This window comes from Trichocoleus sp. DQ-A3 (assembly GCF_039961975.1).
Taxonomy (GTDB): Bacteria; Cyanobacteriota; Cyanobacteriia; order Cyanobacteriales; family FACHB-T130; genus FACHB-T130.
Map to the genome: position 1 here is coordinate 435,198 of NZ_JAMPKC010000004.1, position 19,114 is coordinate 454,311.

The window sequence follows — 19,114 nt, forward strand, 5'->3', positions numbered from 1 at the left end:
AGAGGCAATTATTCATTGTTCGTAGTAGCTGAACCCGATGATTCTGCTGAGGAAGGTGCAGCTCTCCGCCGCCGCGCCCGTGGAGCTTGTTGTGCCTGACTTGCTGAACCGGCTTCCAGACGCCGCTGCCGCCGCGCCCGTGGGGCTTGCCGTGACGGTCTAGAGGTCGAACTAGAGGCAGATTCGACCCGCCGCCGCCGTGCCCGTGGGGCTTGCTGGGACGGACTGGCAGCCGCAGATTCGACCCGCCGCCGAGAACGACGCGGCGTTTCTGAGGCACTCCTGGAAGAAGATGCTGTTTCCAGACGCCGTCGCCGACTAATCCGGCGTGTTTCCGACGCACTTGTGGAAGAAGATGCTGTTTCCAAACGCCGCCGCCGACTAATCCGGCGTGTTTCCGAGGCACTGGTGGAAGAAGATGCTGTTTCCAGACGCCTCCGCCGAGAACGACGCGGCGTTTCCGAGGCACTCGTGGAAGAAGAAGCCGTTTCCAAACGCCGCCGCCGACTAATCCGGCGTGTTTCCGAGGCACTCGTGGAAGAAGATGCTGTTTCCAAACGCCGCCGCCGCCGGGGAGTCGATGACTCCGAGCTACGGCTGGAAGATGCCGATTCTGTGCGACGACGTTCCCGAGAACGACGCGATCGCTCCGATCCTTCTAGCTGAAAATCAACTGAAGCCACAACCCCCTGTCGTCTACCAGAGGAAGAACTGAACTTCCAATTTCTTGCCGCTCTCACAGCAGCTTCATCAAGTTCGCTGTTACCGCTGGAACGCGACAGCCGAACATTGGTGACATTCCCTTTGTCGTCAACATCAACACTGACCTTGGATGCGCCTTCGACGCCTTGCCGTCTCGCATTGCTTGGATAGTCGGGCTTGTCACATTTAACGCAACCGATTCGGCTCGATCCCGATCTTCTCGAAGGACGTTCTTCATCCCTCTGTCTTAGCTCGGTTCTCGGTTTGAAATTTTCTGGAACTATCGCTACATCCCTTCCGCTTCCCGGTTCTTTGCTGGTGCCAGTGCCTCTACCAGAGCCACTGCCGGTACCTAAGCCATTGCCGATACCTGAGCCATTGCCCGAACCATTGCCTGTACCCGTACCCAAGCCATTGCCCGAACCATTGCCTGTACCTGTACCCAAGCCATTGCCTCTACCAGAGCCACTGCCGGTACCTAAGCCATTGCCGGTACCCAAGCCATTGCCGGTACCGCTTCCTTGTCCTGAGCCTTGAGTGCTGCTGCCCGTCCCAGAACCACTGCCTAGCAGGCTTCCCAATCCGCTTGCAACAGTAGATCCGCCGACAGCACTGCTTTTATCAGTTTGACTGCCACTATTTCCTGCACTTTCTTGAGTTTGTCTGGAGCCAGTGATTCCTCTAACCAAATCTCTAAATCTTTCAGATGTTTGTTGCTGGAAAGATGGACTCGCTTGTGTTGGCGCTGCTGGCTTGTCATTTTGTGAAGACGGCGCAACGGCAACCGATCTAGGCTGGGGAATCGGCTGCGAGTTACTTGTTCGATTGGGTTCGTCAGTGCGTTCCAAAGACGTCTTTTCTACTGGTGTGGGTGGCACGCTTGCCACTCGATCGGGATCGACTCGTTGCTCGACTCGTTTGGGCGTTTGAGAGGGTCGGAACGGAGGTAAATTTACTGCAAGCGGCTGTCGCACTGGCTGCGGTACCACTTCAGGGCGTGTAGGCGCGGGTTGCGACGCTACTAGTGGAGAGCGAGCGATCGCTTTTGGTTCCGTACGAGGTTGAGATGTTGGCGCAGCAGCACTGGTATCGGGTGTACTGCTTTGACTCGAACTCTCTGCTGCAACTGAACCTTCTTCCGATTCCTGCCTAGAACCCGTAAGTATGCGAGAACCTCCGGCTGCAACTGAACTTGCTGCCGATGGCGTCTGCTCTTGTTGATCTTCTTTTGGTGTATCTTCCTCTGGTTCCAAAGCTTCAAGATTCTCAGGATCGAGAACCACAACTTCCATTGGCTCTTGTGCAATGATGTCAGATGTTTTCACCCAACGATTGCTCGTCGCCAACGCCCCTATATGGAGTGCTAGGGAACCGATAAGGCTATAGGCAATAAAAGACCTCAGAGCCTCTTCTTCTTTTTCTCGCTGCTGAACAGCAACAGTTGACAAGCCCATATATTATTGCAAGTTATTTGCACTTGTTTGGTCAAGGTAAGATGCACTGAAGTAAATGTCAAGAGGGAGAACCAGGAAAATGGGCTGTCATCACCTTAGCCAAACCCTCTCCAAACCTTTCCTTGATAGGCTTCTCAACCTTTTCAACAGTTCCGTTAAAATTACTTAATAAAAATCATTATTCCCCAAGTTGTGGAGAACTGCTTGACATAGATTCTCATTAGGTTTAATTTCTCTTGAGAACTTCTATCAGCTTTAAGACTCAAGTAAGCTGGTAGGCTAAGCCTTGTTGAGTGCCCTAGAGAAACTTAGATGGGAATTAGTAATCTTTTTGCGGCGGGCGGCGTGGTCATGTGGCCACTCCTAGCATTTTCTATATTAGCGATCGCTCTCGTAATAGAGCGTTCAAGATTTTGGTATCGCATTAACCGACGGCAAGGTCGGGTTGTCCGAGATGTGATGAAGCTTTATCAGCACGATCCCGAAGCTGCTGTGCATCGGCTAAAGCAGAATGTTGACTTGCCGATTGCGCGAATCTTTTTGGCAGCATTGGAACTGGAACAACCCAATCCAGAAGAATTTCGATTAGCGTTGGAAAGTGAAGCGCAAGCAGAGTTACCGGGATTGAAGCGATTCAATGTGGTGTTTGAAACGATTATCGCCCTTTCCCCTCTGTTGGGGTTGCTGGGAACGGTTTTGGGATTGATTACCTCCTTTGCCTCACTGACGCTAGGGAGCGTAGGAGGCAGCCAGACAGTTGGTGTTACAGCAGGGATTAGCGAGGCGTTAGTTTCCACCGCCAGCGGGTTAATTGTTGCTATTTTTGTCCTTGTATTCTCCAATGCCTTTCGAGGGTTCTATCAGAGGCAATCGGCACACATTCAAGAGTACGGCGGTCAGTTAGAACTCTTATACCGCCGCCGTTATGAAAAAGGAGAGCCTTCTTATGCGACTACCCGATGAGCCGGATATCCCAGTGCAGATCAACATCGTGCCGATGATCGATGTGATCTTCGCTATTCTCACTTTTTTCATCATGTCCACGCTGTTTTTGACCCGTTCAGAAGGGCTATCGGTAAATTTGCCGAAAGCAGCGACCGGACAAGCTCAAAAATCGACACCTGTAACGGTGTCAATTGACGAGGAGGGAGAAATCGCACTCAACCGCCAGCCCATTGATTTAGAGGAACTGGAAACAGGAGTGCGATCGCTAATTCCATCTGAGCAGGAAACCCTTGTCGTGCTAAATGCTGATGAAGGAGTCAATCACGGTCAAGTCGTGGCAGTGATGGATCAATTGCGTAAAGTTAAAGGTGCAAAATTAGCGATCGCTACGAAGAAATAATCCGTCCATTGGGTAAAAGATTATTCGTTATCAGTCGATAGTCATTAGTTTGTTGTTACTAACTAATGACTCATCACTCATGACAACTCTTTTTAACCCCAATCTTGGGCGGCTTGGGCTTCCGCTTGGATGAAGCGATCGCGTAAATTAGCCCAGTCTAGTTGCGTTGCTGAGACATCCTCAAGCAACTGCCCATCCTGCAAATACAAAACCCGATTGCAAAAAATTTGGGCTAAATCTAACTGGTGATTGACCATCACCACTGTCGTTTTTCCCTCGTTGCAAACTTGCGTTAATACTTGCAGGACGTAAGCAGCACGACCCGCATCTAGGGCAGATGTTGGTTCATCAAGTAATAAAATTTTAGGTTGGACAACGAGGGCACGGGCAATTCCTATCAATTGCCGTTGTCCTTGCGACAGTTGCACTTCTGTCCGCCCTAACCAATCTTCTGGGATGTGTAGTTGCTCGCTCCATGTGAGCAATTGCTGCTGAATTACCTGTTTTGTGGCACCTTGCAAAACCAGAGGATAAGCTAAGGCATCTCTAACAGTCATTCCCAAAAGTTTTGGTTCTTGAGAAACTAGCATTACCTGCCGCCGCAACGGAATAACTGGAAGCTTTCGATAATCTTGATTTTCTAGATAAATTGTGCCAGCAGTGGGTTCTAATAGCCGGTTTAATAGTCGCAACAGCGAGGTTTTTCCGGCACCAGAAGGGCCAATTAAACACAAGCGATCGCCCGGAAAGACCTCAAACGAAATCTCCTTCAATAAATACTGCGAACCAACTGGCGCTGCAAGACTTACCCTTTCCAGCCGCAGCAAATTTTTTTGTGCTTTCGTGTCTTCGTAGTTCAAAAAATTATGTCAATTGTCCTTGTGTAGTCGCCATCCAAATTGTCCACGCATCTGTAACAAAAAGCAGCAGCGAGAACACTAACAAAATTATATACATCCAAGGTTGAGACAAAGGACGAACATCAGTTGTATCAATTCCCGTCTTGTCTTCCACCAGTTTAACTAACCGAGCAAAGCCAACGACCCGCATCGGTAGCAAATAAGCTTTTTGCTCTGACTTACTTATAAAGTAATAAACGATTCCACCTTGCCCTGTCGAGCGAAATTTTAAATCTTTGACTTCTGCCCAAGCTAACGACCAACCCTTGCGGAAGAAACCGGGAACCCAGCGAGGATAAGTGACCTGGATTTTTTCATCATCCACAATCACTCGTTCGCTGAGGACGCCAGATAACGGGACTAACCCTAAAGCAATTCCCAGCCACAGCAACCAAGGCGGTACGGGTGACGCAGATGCCTGTGAAAAAAACGGTAGCGGAATCGTCAGTGCCAGGTAAAGTGCTATCAACGTGATGCGAATCAGGGGGGAAATGCGAAAAACGAAATGACTGGATTGCGCTGATTCCGGCTGGGCTGATTCCGACTGTAAATCAAGATTTTGTGACACGCTTTATAACCCAAAATCTAAAATTTAAAACTGAAATTGTTTTATTTTTGCGGCGTCCAAACCGTTTGAGTGCCTTGTCCCCAAAATCCATCAAATTTGGTTACTTTGACATCTCCTAAAACCTGGGTTTGACAAGCTAAGCGACGGTTTGCCGTGGGAGAATGAGGAGGAAGCGATCGCCGGGTTTTATCTTTCCAATTGGCTTCGGAAACGTTTCCTTCTACTGCCACTGCACAGGTGCCACAGGTACCAATTCCCTGGCAGTTAATGATTTTTGCCTTGCCATTGTAGAGGTCAATGCCATTTTCCAATAGCACTTTACGCAGATTAGCCCCCGTGTTGCACTCAAACGTTTTTCCTTGAGCTGTTACCTTTGGCATAATGATGGATTCAACGAGCCTCTTGAGTGACGATTTATCTTCACTTTATTTTTACAGTTCTTTACAAAATTAGCTGTTAAATTTTCTCCCTCGGCGACAACTTCCCATGCACTCAGATCAAACAAACCGAATTTGGATTTACGACACGACATTGCGCGACGGTGCCCAACGCGAAGGGCTATCCCTGTCACTCGAAGACAAGTTGCGAATTGCCCGAAAGCTAGATAAGTTGGGTGTTCCGTTTATTGAGGGCGGTTGGCCTGGGGCGAATCCCAAAGATGTACAATTTTTTTGGCAATTAAAGGAAGAACCGCTTTCCTCAGCGGAAGTTGTCGCTTTTTGTTCTACTCGTCGTCCCCATACAACTGCGGCAGAAGATCCGATGTTGCAGCCCATTCTCGCGGCGGGAACGCGCTGGGTGACGATATTTGGCAAATCCTGGGATCTACAGGTTACAGAGGGTCTGAAGACCAGCTTAGAAGAAAATCTGGCGATGATTGGAGATACGATTGAATATCTCCGCAGTCAGGGGCGGCGGGTGATTTACGATGCGGAACACTGGTTTGATGGCTATAAGCACAATCGGGATTATGCGCTTAAGACCTTAGAAACCGCGATCGCAGCCGGTGCAGAATGGCTCGTTTTCTGCGACACCAATGGCGGCACGCTTCCCCACGAAATTAGCCAAATTGTCCGGGATGTCGCCAGTGTAATCGGAATCAGCGCTCAGCAGTCAGAAGCCAACAGTGAGTTCAAAACTCAAAACCTCCCCCTGCTCGGCATTCACACGCACAATGATTCTGATACAGCGGTAGCGAATGCTTTAGCAGCCGTCATGGAAGGAGCCAGAATGGTGCAAGGCACAATCAACGGCTACGGCGAACGCTGCGGGAATGCTAACCTTTGCTCTGTGATTCCCAATTTGCAACTCAAACTGGGATATGACTGTATTCAAGACGAACAACTGCTACATCTGACAGCTGCCAGTCGTTCAATCAGCGAAGTCGTCAATCTTGCTCCCGATGAACACGCACCCTTTGTGGGTCGTTCTGCCTTTGCTCACAAAGGCGGCATCCACGTTTCAGCGGTTGAGCGCAACCCGTTAACTTACGAACATATTCAGCCAGAACAAGTCGGCAACGAGCGTCGAATTGTCATTTCCGACCAAGCTGGATTAAGTAATATTTTGGCAAAGGCTCGCAGCTTTGGCATTGACCTAGATAAGCAAGATCCCGCCTGTCGCCAACTTTTACGCCGCCTTAAGGAACTGGAAAATGAAGGCTATCAGTTTGAGGCAGCAGAAGCAAGTTTCGATTTGCTGATGCGCGAGGCACTGGGACAACGGCAGCAAATGTTTGAACTCAAGGGTTTTCAAGTCCACTGCGATATTGTCAGGAATGCAAACGCCCTTGCCACGGTGAAAGTTGCTGTCAATGGCAAAGATATTTTGGAAGCTGCGGAAGCAAATGGTCCCGTTTCGGCGTTGGATGCTGCATTACGCAAAGCTTTAGTCAATTTCTATCCAGAAATTGCTGTATTTCACTTGACTGACTACAAAGTGCGGATTCTCGACAGTGGTGCCGGGACTTCAGCCAAAACTCGCGTTCTCGTGGAATCTAGCAATGGTCATCAGCGCTGGGCAACTGTAGGGGTTTCTAGCAATATTCTGGAAGCTTCTTATCAGGCAGTCGTCGAGGGAATTGAGTACGGTTTGCTGTTGCAATCTTCAGCAAGTCGGACGACAGAAGTTGCAACGACACAATTGTAGAAACCAGAGTAACTTACGTCTTTCTCGATAAGTTTTGATGGCGATCGCGTGATGAGAAAATCCTCAGGCGCGATCGCATTCTCATCCGCCACAATAAAGCTAAACCAGTGCGAGGGAGAGAAGATGACTTTAACTGCCCAGCAACTAGATGCAATGATGCCCGACGCTAGCCAACTGTATAGTGATGAGCCAGAAATGGAAAGCTCTTTGCATTATATGCAACTGCTGTTGCTTGTCACTTGTCTGGAATGGCTGTGGCGCGAAAGAGAGGATTTTTTTATCGGTGCCAATCTCACGATTTATTTTAGTCGGCAACAACTGAGAAATCGTGATTTTCGGGGTCCCGATTTCTTCTTGGTCAAACAGACCCAAAAATCTCCTCGCAATGCTTGGGTGGTGTGGGAAGAAGATGGCAAGTATCCCAATTTGATTATCGAGTTGCTATCAACTTCTACCGCCACGACAGACCGCAGTTTGAAGAAAGACTTGTATTAAGACCGCTTCCGCACGCCGGAATATTTCTGGTTTTCCCCAGATACGCTGGAATTTCAAGGTTTTCGATTGATGGGAAATCAATATCAGGAAATTGCCCCAAATGAAAAGGGCTGGCGTTGGAGTGAGGAGCTAGGCTTGTATCTGGGCGTAGAACAGGGACAGCTACGCTACTTTACTCCAGAAGGCGATTGCGTACCGACCCCAGAAGAAGCCGCTCAACAGGCAGTAGAAGCCGCTCAACAGGCTCAAGTGCAAGCTCAGCAAGCTCAAGCGCAGGCTCAACAGGCTCAATCCCAACTAGAACAAGAACGACAACGCGCCGAACGATTGGCTGAACGACTGCGATCGCTCGGTATCGATCTACAGTAAGCGATCGCTCTTACCCTATCTATCTTTTGCTAGATGACGGCACAAAAACCGATAGAACTTGCGGAATCACCCGAAATCGGGCTGGCGTCTCCGTTGTTCTTTCCCCATCGGTATTAATTGGATAAGGTTTTCGAGTATATAACTCAATGTCTTTACCCTGGATGGTACGCACCCCCCTACCTATCGCAGATTTTCCCCGCAAAGCAGCAAATACCAACGGCAGGGTTTCCCACCAATGCTGAATTTCCAAACTATGCAGATCCAGCCTTTGGTCGTCAATGGTGGCATCATCCGCAATCACTAAGCCACTGCCGTAATAGCGACCATTCCCCACCGTAATCTGCAAAGTTTTTACTTCGATAGACTGACCTTCCCAGTGGATATCAACCCAAAACGGTCGCACAGTCGAAATAACTTGCACTGCTGTAGCAATATAAGCAAAAACGCCCCAATGCCGCTTCAATCTTTTGGAGACTCTGCGGTTTACTTCTGCACTCAGTCCCAGACTGGCAATATTGAAAAAATACTGTCCGTTCACCCAGCCCAAGTCAATCCGTTGAATTTGACCATTGGCAATGATTTGACAAGCTTCTGGCAGCGACTGGGGAATATTTAGGGTTCTTGCCAGATTATTGGCGGTGCCTAAAGGCAAAATTGCCAAAGGTAAGTCAGTATCTAGCAATCCTTCGACTGCTGCATTGACACTGCCATCTCCACCCCCAATGATGACCAAATCAACCTGTTGGCAGTGTTTCCGAATAAGTTCAGAAAACTGCTTGGGATTTTCACTCTTTTCCTCTACTAGTTCAAAACCCAGTTGTTTCAATTGTTGAACTGCTTGCCGTCTGGCGTCTTGACCTCGTCGAGCATTCGGATTCACTAACAGCAGTGCCCGCTGACTCATTTGCATTGTTTTGAGGGAAATCGGTCATTGGTAGAAAGAAATTACCCCAATCCTCCCAGCCTCAAGTATATGCTTCCGATTGCAGCCTGCGATACTGTCTAGTTGTGTTGCAAAGGAGCTTCCAATCGCTCTTAGGGGATGCGACGGTAGTAATTTCCGTACAAAACTTGTCAAAACACTTGCCAGAATACCCTAATATACGCTACAAGGATAAAGGATTGCTTCCCTAGCGCATAGAATTCTACGCATTAAATCTCAGAAGCGGGAAGCTTTTTTACTTCGTAGTATTTACAAAACTGATTTCTAGACCCTATGACTCAGCAAGTAATTCACCCAATGGTGAAAATGCAGCGTCAAATGCATTCACTTGTAACATCGAATATTATCAAGCCCACAGATAAACTCTGGAAAATCGCTCTCCTCTATGGAGATGAGTGGTCTTACTGGAAAAAAGAACTCTTGGAATTTGGATTTACCATGCAAGATCCAGTCAGCGAACTGCTGGCGGTTGAAGCTTGGGAAGACGAGGATTAAAGGCAGGCGGTTAAAGCTTGGGAAAGTTCCCATGCTGATTGATAGCGATCGCTCGGTCGGGGTTCTGTCACTTTCTCTATCACTATCCGCAGTTGGGGTGTAATTGTCGGCATCCCTTCGACATTGAATCTGTAACCCATCCCCTTTCGTTTATAAAACTTTTGGGGGCTTTCACCACTTAATAGAAAAATTAGGGTCGGCCCGATTGCATATAAATCTGATTGTGTCACTGGCTGACCCCGATCTTGTTCTGGGGCGCTATAATCTGGGGCACCAATGCGTGTGCCTGGTGGCGTGCCAATTTCTTTGACTGCCCCAAAATCCAATACAACCACCTGATTGTCCCGAAAGCGCACCATCAAATTTGCCGGTTTAATGTCCCGGTGAATGAGGGGCGGATCTTGACTGTGGATATAGCCCAAGATGTCACAGGCTTGAATCATCCACTCAATCGCCTGTTTGAGATGTACTGGTCCCTTTAGATAGGTGCGCTTTTCTAAATCCTCGCCTTGGATCAGCTCCATTGCCAGGTATTTCTTGCCAGCCTCTACAAAAAAGTCATAATACTGCGGAATCCCTGAATGATGCAGTGTCTTGAGGGTACGAGCTTCTCGTTCAAAGAGTTCTCTGGCTTTAGAATTTTGTGCCATATCGGCATTCATTTCCTTTAACACCACGAGAGCCTCCCCGCGCAAACGTTCAGGGTCCCAGGCAAGGTAAGTGGTGCCCATTCCTCCTTGTCCTAGCGTCCGCAACACCTGATACTGACGGATGTGGCGATGTATCTTTACTAGAGGTTGCCCGCAGTGGATGCAGAACAAATTCCCCGGCGGATTTCCGGCGTGAGAACAAGCTGCTTCAGAACTGACTGCTGGCTGTGGGATTGGAATACTGCGTGCTCTTTCTCCAGACTTCTGAGAGAGGGTTGCTGGCTCTTCTGTGCTACTGAGTTGAAATTTCAGTACCGGGCCTCCTCGCGCCAGTTGAATGAGGGAATCATCTGATACCATCCCCTGAGAAATCAGGATGCCATTGACAAAGGTGCCGTTCGTGCCTTGATTGACCAACAACCATTGGACGGATGGGGTGCCTCCGTTGCTACTAGATGAGTTGCCTACTCTCCGAAGTTCTAGATGGTGCCTGGAAACCATGCCATCATTCAGAACTACGTCATTATCAGGGGCGCGACCAATCCGAATCGTGGAGGCTCTTTGGAAGTTCCACTGCTGCGGAGAGGTAGACGATGGATCGAGAAGGGTCAGCGTAACCATAATAGTTTTGAGTTATTAGTTTTAAGTTTTGAGTTTTAAGTTTGAATTCAAAACTCAAAACTCAAAATTCAAAACTTTTAAAACATCTGATGTTGATCCAGGTTTGGTCGCACTTTCGCTCGGATAACCACCGCTGTGATGTTATCGTGACCGTTGTGCTGATTGGCGAGGTCAATGAGTTGCAAAAGACCCTGATCTAGGTTGGCTCTAGAACTTAAGAGAGGCAAAAGGTGAGTTTGCCAGTGAGTTTCTATGAGGTCGTTGTCTGATAAACCATCGGAACACAGAAGCAATAAAGTATCTTCATTGAGTTCCAAAAATTGGACATCAGGACGGACAAAATTTTCGTCTCGCGGTCCCAAAGCTTGGGTCAGCTGGTAAGCATCAGGTCGATCGTAGGCGATGGCAGGGTCTACCCCGCGCTGGATTTCCCGTTGACCCACTTCGTGGTCGATTGTAATTTGTTCTAAACCGCGTTTGCGGCTGAGACGATACAGGCGGCTATCCCCAACATGAGCGATCGCTACCTTCGTATCCTCAATCAAAACCATGACAAGGGTCGTCCCCATTCGTCCAGAGCCAGAGCGTTCTTGCTGTTGGTTAATATCAAAAATCGCTTTATTGGCTAAAAGCACTGCCTCTCGAATGCGGTCTTCTGTTGGTAAACGGTTTTGCCAATTGTCTTGGAAATAGCGCCTGACAGTGTCCACCGCCATCACACTTGCTACTTCGCCCCCAGCGTGTCCTCCCATTCCATCGCAGAGAATATACAGCCCCCGCGCTTGGACGGTTCGACCTAGTGGAGTTTCCTGCTTTTTAACTTCTGTGTTGATGCCGAAGTTGTCTTCATTGTGTTCGCGTTGCCGCCCGATATCCGTGGTACCCGCATCGTCGAGACTGAGCAACTGCATCGGTAGGATGATGGTAGGCATATCATCGCCCTCGCTGGTGTCAGGAACGCGATCTTCTGAGGTGAGGGGCGGCTGAATCCGAGTTTTTGAGGTTTGAGAATCTTCTTGTTCTTGAGCGATCGCTTGTAGCTGCGCTCTCAGCTCTAAGGGGGTTTGAATCTTACCGCTTTGTAGGTTAACCAATAGTTGATCCAGAGAATCTAATTGCGATCGCCCTGATAGTTCAAATAATTTTTGCCACACTTGCCCCAAATTTTCGAGTGACAGGGTTGCGTTGGCTGGCTCTTTATACAAGCGTTGCAGGCACAGTGTCTGATCTTCATCCACCCGCAGATTTGATAGCTCCAGCAGACTCTGACGCATTTGCCAGGGTTCTAGTGCTACCCACAATTTCGTCATTTCATCTAGCCAGTACAAAATCTGCAACAGCGGAATTTGAGCATCATTGTCCAAGTCATTAAGGAGAGGCCACTGGGAACGGTCTTCTAACAGCACAACGGAAGTTCTGTCCTGCTGCCATGCATCGTGAATCGCTGGCAGGGTCGGGGACAACTTATTCTGTAAATCCAAATATGCTTGTGCAATATTGGGAATACTTTTGGCGGCTAAAGAATTTACATTCAGCGTCTGGTCAATAAAATTACGGTTTTTGACCGATTCCGCCGAAGGAGACATCGATTCCGAGCTACTTGCAGCATTTGCTGCTTCAGCACCTTGTAGCTGCTCCATAATGGCGGTCAGCGGAGCTTTTTGGAACGGCTGGCAATCCAAAACTCTCACCATCACCTCAGCGCTGTCCGAATTGGTCGGTAGGGAGTCTAGCAATTGATAACGCTGTTGAGGGTCTAAATATACAACCTGTGGCGTTAATTGAGTCGTTTCCCCGCTACTGCTATTTTCAGGGGTTGTCTGTGTGGAAGTGTCCGCAGCCGAGCTTGAGGAGGTTAATTCGTTCTCCGCCATTGGAGTCTGAGCATCTGTTGATGAAACAGATGCGGAGGGTGACATTGTAGAAGCTGAAGAATTTGCTGACAAAGTGTTTTCCTCTAGTGAAGAGGTTGCCTGCAACTCCCCGGCCCCTGAAGCGTTTGGCAAGGGTACAGTTGCCCCGTCCAGGTCAACTTCAACTGTAAGGTCTGCTGGCATTGTAGCTGCGTCTGAAGCCGCAGCCGGTGACGACGGTGTTGTTTCAGCAGTCGGAGCGCTATGTGCAACTTCCATATTTTCGCGAGAATCAGATGTTGCCGCTTCCTGCCCAAGCGTGGGAGTGGCGGCTGCGGCGACTTGCGAGTTTAAATCTTTCGAGAGAATTGCCCACCACACCGTTCCCGTCGTGGCACCACATTTGGGACACTCTACGAGATTAAATGGCACTTGAGTTGTGCATTCAGGGCAAACTTTGTGGGTTAGGGAAGTTCCACATTTTTGACAAAACTTGTTGGTATTTGGATTTTCAAACTGACACTGGGGACAGACAAGCATGGCGGAACTTCCTCGATTCCCGTGTGGTGTTTTAACTTAAGGGAGACAAAGTAACTGCGATCTAGTTTGCCACGTCACAATCGAAGCTTCCAACTTCAACGGGTAGAAGTCTTAAGGTCAGCGTTAGCAGACGGGGATGCCATACGCACGTCTTGCACCCTCAATGATTCGTGCTACGTCTACATTACGCGATCGCTACCTACTTCCGCGATCGCTACTCGTAACTACTGAATGCGACTAGCATCAGTTTGACACAGCTTCTTTAATAGTTCTAACTCAATTGAAGTTAGATCGCGCCACTGTCCGGGTTCCAGTCCCACAAGAGACAAGTGAGCGATCGCAACTCGCACCAGCCGCAGCGTCGGAAACCCTACCGCCGCCGTCATCCGTCGTACTTGCCGGTTCCGTCCCTCCGTCAAAGTCATTTCCACCCATGCTGTCGGCACATTCTTGCGAAAGCGAATCGGTGGATCGCGAGGCGGTAGTTGTGGTTCATCGGGTAACAACTGCACCAATGCCTTTCGCGTCCGGTAATCTTGAATAACCACACCTTCGCGCAAATGTCTCAGCGCCTCTTCATCCGGAATACGTTCCACCTGCACCCAGTAAGTCCGGGGATGCCCAAATCGAGGATTGCTCAAGCGATGCTGCATTTGCCCGTCATTCGTCAACAGCAACAATCCTTCACTATCCCAATCCAAACGACCGACTGGATAAACCGAGGGAACGGGAATGTAATCTTTCAGCGTGCTGCGTTTCTGCTCAGTTGGAGTGTTGTCCGTAAACTGAGTTAAGACGCCATAAGGCTTGTAAAAAATCAGATATCGGTACACAAATCAAGGTGTTGGGAATTGGAAAATGGGTAATTGGTAATTGTTCATTCCGATGACCGATTACCCACAGCCCATTAATTGATTTTGACGCGGAAACGGATAAAACCAAAGTTACTACCAGCAACATTAGAAACATCACCCAAATTTACAACAACCGACCCGTCAGGATTAGTTTGGTTAGAGCAAGCGTTTCCCGTAGACAATGGAGCCAAAGGTGATAAGAATACCCCAGCATCTGTATCTGAGGCATTCGTTTGGTTAGTAACTGTTCCCGCGCGATTCAGCGAAATCCCGCTACCTGACCCAAAATTATTGCTAATAAACGTAGTCCCGGATGGAATCGCGTCGCAGAATCTAACGTTATTGACTGGGCTACCACCATCCGATAGGAAGTAGATGGTGTATTCAACTTCATCGCCGCTAGTCAAAGCATTCTCTGATGGTACTTTGACAACTCCTACTGGGGACAGTTGAGCAAAGCCCGGAACATCATCATTTTGGTCATTTGGATCATTTACAAAGCTGCTGAAATTAATTCCGCTAATCGGAACGCCATTTCTCGTTGCATTGGTAATTCGTTTCACCAAACGTAAATTTCCAGCACCGAGTGTAGCCTGCCGGAAGCCAAAATCGGCGTTAGTGACCGTCTGATTGGCGGTGACAGTAACGCGGAATGAGGCATTGTTAGTGGTTAGGGTCAAACCAGGGGGATTGCTGACTTCTACCGTATAAGTGCCTGCGGCAAGACCGCTGAAGACGTAGTTTCCATTGGCGTCAGTGATGGTGGTGGCAATGATGTTGCCGTTGGCATCTTTTAGCGTGAGAGTAACACCACCAATCCCGGTTTCACCAGCGTCTTGAGTGCCGTTGCCGTTAGTATCGTTAAAGACGCGATTGCCAAAAGAAGCACCCGGCTTGCGGAAGCCAAAGTCGATATTGGTGACGGCTTTACCAGGAGTGAAGGTTACAGGAACTGAGTCGTTGCTAGTCGTCAGCGTAAAGCCAGCCGGATCTGTGACATCGATAATGTAGTTGCCGACTGGTAGATTGGTGAAGCTGTAGTTGCCGTTAGCATCCGTGGTGGTGGTAGCAATGATGTTGCCGTTGGCATCTCTCAGCGTGACGGTAACGCCGCTGATTCCTGGTTCATCCGGGTCTTTAGTACCATTACCATCCAAGTCATTAAACACTAGGTCACCAATAGAACCATTGGCCTGGCGGAAGCCAAAGTCCACGTTATTGACAATTGGTGCTGCGGCTGTAAGGCTGACCGGGGAAGAGTCGTTGTTAGTCGTCAGCGTAAATCCAGCCGGATCGGCGACTTCGACGATGTAGTTGCCGAGTGGTAGACCGCTGAAATTGTAGTTGCCGTTAGCGTCCGTGGTGGTGGTGGCAATGACAGCACCGTTGGCATTTTTTAGTGTAACGGCGACACCGCTAATTCCTGGTTCACCCTCATCCTGAATGCCGTTGCCGTTAGTGTCGTTAAAGACGCGATCGCCAATCGTACCTCCCGCAAGGAAGCCAAAGTTGGCATTAGAGAAGTTTGGATTATTAGGTGAGATAGTAACGGAAAGTAAATCGTTGTTACTTGTTAGCTTAAAGCCGGTCGGGTCGGTGACATCGACAATGTAGGTGCCATTTGGCAGATTATTGAAGATGTAATTGCCGTTGGCATCTGTTGTAGTGGTGGCAATGACGTTACCGTTGGCATCTTTCAAAGTAACGGTGACACCACTAATGCCTTTCTCGCCAGCATCCTGAATGCCGCTGCCGTTCAAGTCGTTGTAGACAAGAGTACCGATAGAATTGTTCGGCTGGCGGAAGCCAAAGTCGGCGTTGTCAACATTTTGACCCGTTGCCAGAGTGATGGCAGAAGGAGTGGCAGTGGCAGTGAAGCCAGTCGGGGGGGTGTTGACGGCAACGGTATAGTTGCCTGCTGGCAGATTACTGAAATTGTAGTTACCATTGGCGTCCGTCGTCGTGGTGACGGTGCCATTTGGGCCTGTTAAAGTGACGGTAACGCCGCTGATGCCTGGTTCTCCAGCATCCTGAATGCCGTTACCGTTGGTGTCATTAAAGACGCGATCGCCAATCGTTCCCTGTGGTTGGCGGAAACCAAAATCGGCGTTGGTGACGTTTTGACCCGTTTCTAGATTGATGGCGGCAGGAGTGGCAGTTGGATTGAATCCAGGGGGAGGATTGTTGACGGCAACGGTATAGTTGCCTGCTGGCAGATTGCTGAAGATATAGTTCCCGTTAGGATCAGTCGTCGTGGTAACGGTGGTGCCGCCTGGGCCTGTTAAAGTAACGGTGACGCCGCCGATGCCTGGTTCGCCAGGGTCTTGAATGCCGTTATTGTTCAAGTCATTAAACACTGAGTTGCCGATGGAGGCGTTGGTCTGACGATAGCCGAAGTCCACGTTATTGACAGTTTGACCCGCTCCCAAGTTAACCGAGAATGGATCGTTGTTCGTGGTCAGGGTGAAGCCTGTCGGATCGGTCGCTTCCACCGTGTAGCTGCCTGCTGGCAGATTGGTAAACGTGTAGTTGCCATTAGCGTTCGTTGTTGTTGTGGCGATCGCCGTACCATTGGCATTTTTCAGGGTAACGGTAATATTTGCTAAACCGGGTTCGCCAGGGTCTTGAATGCCATTCCCGTTAGTATCATTGAAGACTAAGTCGCCAATTGAGCCTGTCTGGCGGAAGCCAAAATCCACGTTGCTGATGGTCTGACCTTGAGCGAGGTTAACGTTGAAGGGTTCGTTGCTAGTAGTCAGGGTGAAGCCAGTTGGATCGGTAACTGTGATGCTGTAGCTACCTGCTGGCAAATTGCTAAAGTTGTAGTTGCCATTGGCGTCCGTCGTCGTGGTTAAGGTGCCGCTTGGGCCTGTGAGAGTAACCGTGACACCGGCTAAACCGGGTTCTCCAGGGTCTTGAGTGCCATTCCCGTTAGTATCATTGAAGACTAAGTCACCAATCTTCCCCCCCGGCTGACGGTAGCCAAAGTCCACATTATTCACAGTTTGACCCGCTGCCAGATTAACAGAAAAGGGGTCGTTGCCCGTAGTCAGGGTAAATCCAGCCGGATCGGTCGCATCCACCGTGTAACTGCCAGCAGGGAGATTGGTAAAGCTGTAATTGCCGTTGGCGTCCGTTGTAGCGGTGGCAATGACGTTGCCGTTGGCATCTTTTAGTGTAACGGTAACGCCGCTCATTCCAGGTTCGTTAGGATCTTGAGTGCCATCGCTGTCCAGATCGTTGAAGACGCGATCGCCAATCGTACCCCCTGACGGCTGGCTATAGCCAAAATCCACATTGTTAACCGTCTGTCCCGCTGCCAGATTAACAGGGACTTGGTTGCTACCCGTAGTGATGTTCAAGCCTGCTGGGTTGGTGGCTGTAACCGTGTAGCTGCCTGCTGGCAGATTGGGAAAGCTGTAGTTGCCGTTGGCATCTGTTGTAGTAGTGCCAATGACGTTACCGTTGGCATCTCTTAGAGTAATAGTGACATTTGCTAAACCAGGTTCTCCAGAGTCTTGAGTTCCGTTTGCATTCAGGTCATTGAAAACTAAGTCGCCAATCGAGCCAGTGCTGCTTGGAGTAATGGTAGTAGTTTTATTAACAGATTGCGTAGTGTTATTAGCTGGATCGACCTTGTTATCCATAAAGGAAACAGCATTTATCTGCGTAGTGTCAGCAGTAGTTGCCCCAGCATTTGGAGTCACGCGCAAAATAAAGTTCCCAGTTTGCCCTGGAGTTAAAATTCCCGTGTCAAGAACTCCATTGCTATCAGTATCTAGTAAAGGATTACCCGAAGCATCCAGCAATTGCACCGTGTAATTCCCATTGGTTCCTGTAGTTGTCAGGTTGATAATGTCATTTGTAAAAAAGTTATTCTTGACAGTGAATGGATGATCGACAGGGGTACCAACTGTAGTCGAAAGCGTATCGCTTGGCGTAATCGTGAAGTTACCTGCTGTTGTAGGAGACTGGTCAAACAAAGGTAAGCGGCTGCCATCTGCGTTTGACTCAATAAGGCTTTGATTGTTAGGAGTGAAATTGTTGATTGTCAACTTCCATATTCCAGCATCACCACCTGTGGCTAACTTAGTATTCGTTGCAGTTACGTTGTCGCCTCCATTGTTGAGATTGTTGAGTCCACCGTTCCAAACATTATTATTTGATACTGTGCCTGGTATTGTAGTAGTGCTGTTGGGACGAATATAATCTATGGTTCCGCCATTATCTAAGTCAAAATTTCGCAAGAATAAATTACTCGTCCCATTACTCGTAGGACCGAGTAGAAAATAAAACGGGATTGTCAGGTTATCTCCAGTGTTTTGCTGAACAGTGCCTTGGAAGTTACCAACTAATCCATCACTCTGAGAAACAATTACTTTAAAACTATTGTCATCATTATTGAGGTTAATTGCATTATTGCCAAAGATTGGCTCCGCTCCTGTCTCACTCGTGACTTGGTATGTACCGGGTTGCTTGACGGTAAAAACAACAGATGTATTATTGGTAGCATTTGTGCCCGTATTCGTCCCAATTACTTGACTCTGAAGAACGTTTGTTCCAGTTGCATCCCGTAATTGAAAGCGAGTCGGGTCGCAACTGGTAGCTCCAGTTGTTGGACAAGTAAAGGTTCCTATATTAGCACCATTAACCTCATCTAATGCTCCGTTACTCTCTGCATCCTCGACCGTAATAGTAACGCTTCCCCCTCCCGCAGCAATCATTGCTGGAGTAATGCTTACGCTGATGCGATGAATTTTATCGGTACTGGTGGTTGGAGTGATACTGGTAGGCGAACAGGGAGTTAAGCCATTTGTGGTATACCAGTCACCAACATTAGCGCAGCGTTGTCGCGCGCTTGTTTGGAAGTTTAGTCCCGGTACAGATGGAAAGGTAGTTTGAGCCGAAGTGACGCTGGGATTTCCAATTAAGGCTGCAATAGTTGCTGTGCCACCAACTAGCCAAAGCTTAAAATTCTGTAGAGGGCAATAAGAGTTGGATGATAATTGCAAAGGCTGCCTGAATCGTAGTTGCATGAGTAATTTTTAAAGCTGTAACAAATAATGTTGTCGAAGGCAGCGGGCAATAAAATCTTGGTGTTGCAAAACCCTGGAATAATATAGCCCCTAAGAATTTTTAATTTTTAATTTTAGCTTTAAAGTCGATTTTTTTTGTTCC

14 protein-coding genes and 1 pseudogene are annotated in these 19,114 nt (G+C 48.6%); 6 read left to right on the forward strand and 9 right to left on the reverse strand.

Annotated elements, in window-relative coordinates; all coding sequences use genetic code 11:
• Window positions 1-8: 8 nt before the first annotated feature.
• Window positions 9-2,156, reverse strand: coding sequence for an energy transducer TonB (locus NDI44_RS10690; protein ID WP_190415594.1), 2,148 nt, complete (start codon window positions 2,154-2,156; stop codon window positions 9-11).
• A 312-nt stretch (window positions 2,157-2,468) separates the two neighbouring features.
• Between NDI44_RS10690 and NDI44_RS10695 the strand changes: the two genes are divergently transcribed.
• Together NDI44_RS10695 and NDI44_RS10700 are read left to right on the forward strand one after the other, a co-directional pair.
• Window positions 2,469-3,119 carry a MotA/TolQ/ExbB proton channel family protein gene (locus NDI44_RS10695; RefSeq protein ID WP_190415596.1) on the forward strand — a complete coding sequence of 217 codons (651 nt, stop codon included), beginning with the start codon at window positions 2,469-2,471 and terminating at the stop codon, window positions 3,117-3,119.
• Window positions 3,103-3,501 carry a biopolymer transporter ExbD gene (locus tag NDI44_RS10700; protein ID WP_190415598.1) on the forward strand — a complete coding sequence of 133 codons (399 nt, stop codon included), beginning with the start codon at window positions 3,103-3,105 and terminating at the stop codon, window positions 3,499-3,501. Before NDI44_RS10695 ends, NDI44_RS10700 begins: the two co-directional genes overlap by 17 nt.
• A gap of 92 nt (window positions 3,502-3,593) precedes the next feature.
• Here NDI44_RS10700 and NDI44_RS10705 read toward each other — a convergent pair whose 3' ends face one another.
• Genes NDI44_RS10705 through NDI44_RS10715 form a run of 3 tightly spaced genes read right to left on the reverse strand, consistent with a single transcriptional unit; the run spans window position 3,594 to window position 5,348 of the window.
• Window positions 3,594-4,361, reverse strand: a complete 768-nt coding sequence (locus NDI44_RS10705; RefSeq protein WP_190415600.1) for an ATP-binding cassette domain-containing protein — start codon at window positions 4,359-4,361, stop codon at window positions 3,594-3,596.
• A gap of 4 nt (window positions 4,362-4,365) precedes the next feature.
• Window positions 4,366-4,968 carry a hypothetical protein gene (locus tag NDI44_RS10710; RefSeq protein ID WP_190415602.1) on the reverse strand — a complete coding sequence of 201 codons (603 nt, stop codon included), beginning with the start codon at window positions 4,966-4,968 and terminating at the stop codon, window positions 4,366-4,368.
• Between the two features lie 41 nt (window positions 4,969-5,009).
• Window positions 5,010-5,348: a 2Fe-2S iron-sulfur cluster-binding protein gene (locus NDI44_RS10715; protein ID WP_190415603.1), complete on the reverse strand. Its 339-nt coding sequence runs from the start codon at window positions 5,346-5,348 to the stop codon at window positions 5,010-5,012.
• Between the two features lie 106 nt (window positions 5,349-5,454).
• Between NDI44_RS10715 and cimA the strand changes: the two genes are divergently transcribed.
• Entirely contained in the window at window positions 5,455-7,116 is a 1,662-nt protein-coding gene (gene cimA, locus NDI44_RS10720; RefSeq protein ID WP_190415605.1) for a citramalate synthase, read from the forward strand.
• A gap of 123 nt (window positions 7,117-7,239) precedes the next feature.
• Window positions 7,240-7,980, forward strand: a pseudogene (locus tag NDI44_RS10725) (Uma2 family endonuclease).
• A 19-nt stretch (window positions 7,981-7,999) separates the two neighbouring features.
• Here the strand turns inward: NDI44_RS10725 and NDI44_RS10730 are convergent.
• Window positions 8,000-8,884 carry a lipid kinase gene (locus NDI44_RS10730; protein WP_190415742.1) on the reverse strand — a complete coding sequence of 295 codons (885 nt, stop codon included), beginning with the start codon at window positions 8,882-8,884 and terminating at the stop codon, window positions 8,000-8,002.
• Window positions 8,885-9,196: 312 nt separating this feature from the next.
• Here NDI44_RS10730 and NDI44_RS10735 point away from each other — a divergent pair, with 312 nt between their 5' ends.
• Window positions 9,197-9,418 (forward strand): DUF4327 family protein, encoded by a 222-nt coding sequence (locus tag NDI44_RS10735; RefSeq protein ID WP_190415607.1) that lies wholly within the window; start codon window positions 9,197-9,199, stop codon window positions 9,416-9,418.
• Here the strand turns inward: NDI44_RS10735 and NDI44_RS10740 are convergent.
• Together NDI44_RS10740 and NDI44_RS10745 are read right to left on the reverse strand one after the other, a co-directional pair.
• The gene (locus NDI44_RS10740) at window positions 9,415-10,689 is read right to left on the reverse strand and encodes a protein kinase (RefSeq protein WP_190415609.1); all 1,275 of its coding nucleotides are present in this window, start codon (window positions 10,687-10,689) and stop codon (window positions 9,415-9,417) included. The genes NDI44_RS10735 and NDI44_RS10740 overlap by 4 nt on opposite strands.
• A 77-nt stretch (window positions 10,690-10,766) precedes the next feature.
• Entirely contained in the window at window positions 10,767-13,082 is a 2,316-nt protein-coding gene (locus tag NDI44_RS10745) for a serine/threonine phosphatase (RefSeq protein WP_190415611.1), read from the reverse strand.
• 66 nt (window positions 13,083-13,148) lie between these two features.
• Here NDI44_RS10745 and NDI44_RS10750 point away from each other — a divergent pair, with 66 nt between their 5' ends.
• Window positions 13,149-13,313, forward strand: coding sequence for a hypothetical protein (locus tag NDI44_RS10750; RefSeq protein ID WP_190415613.1), 165 nt, complete (start codon window positions 13,149-13,151; stop codon window positions 13,311-13,313).
• Here NDI44_RS10750 and NDI44_RS10755 read toward each other — a convergent pair.
• Both NDI44_RS10755 and NDI44_RS10760 read right to left on the reverse strand, forming a co-directional pair.
• A complete protein-coding gene (locus NDI44_RS10755) occupies window positions 13,307-13,915 on the reverse strand; it encodes a pseudouridine synthase (RefSeq protein WP_190415615.1) in 609 nt (202 codons plus the stop codon). The genes NDI44_RS10750 and NDI44_RS10755 overlap by 7 nt on opposite strands.
• A 74-nt stretch (window positions 13,916-13,989) precedes the next feature.
• Window positions 13,990-18,972, reverse strand: coding sequence for an SdrD B-like domain-containing protein (locus NDI44_RS10760; protein ID WP_190415617.1), 4,983 nt, complete (start codon window positions 18,970-18,972; stop codon window positions 13,990-13,992).
• Window positions 18,973-19,114 lie beyond the last annotated feature (142 nt).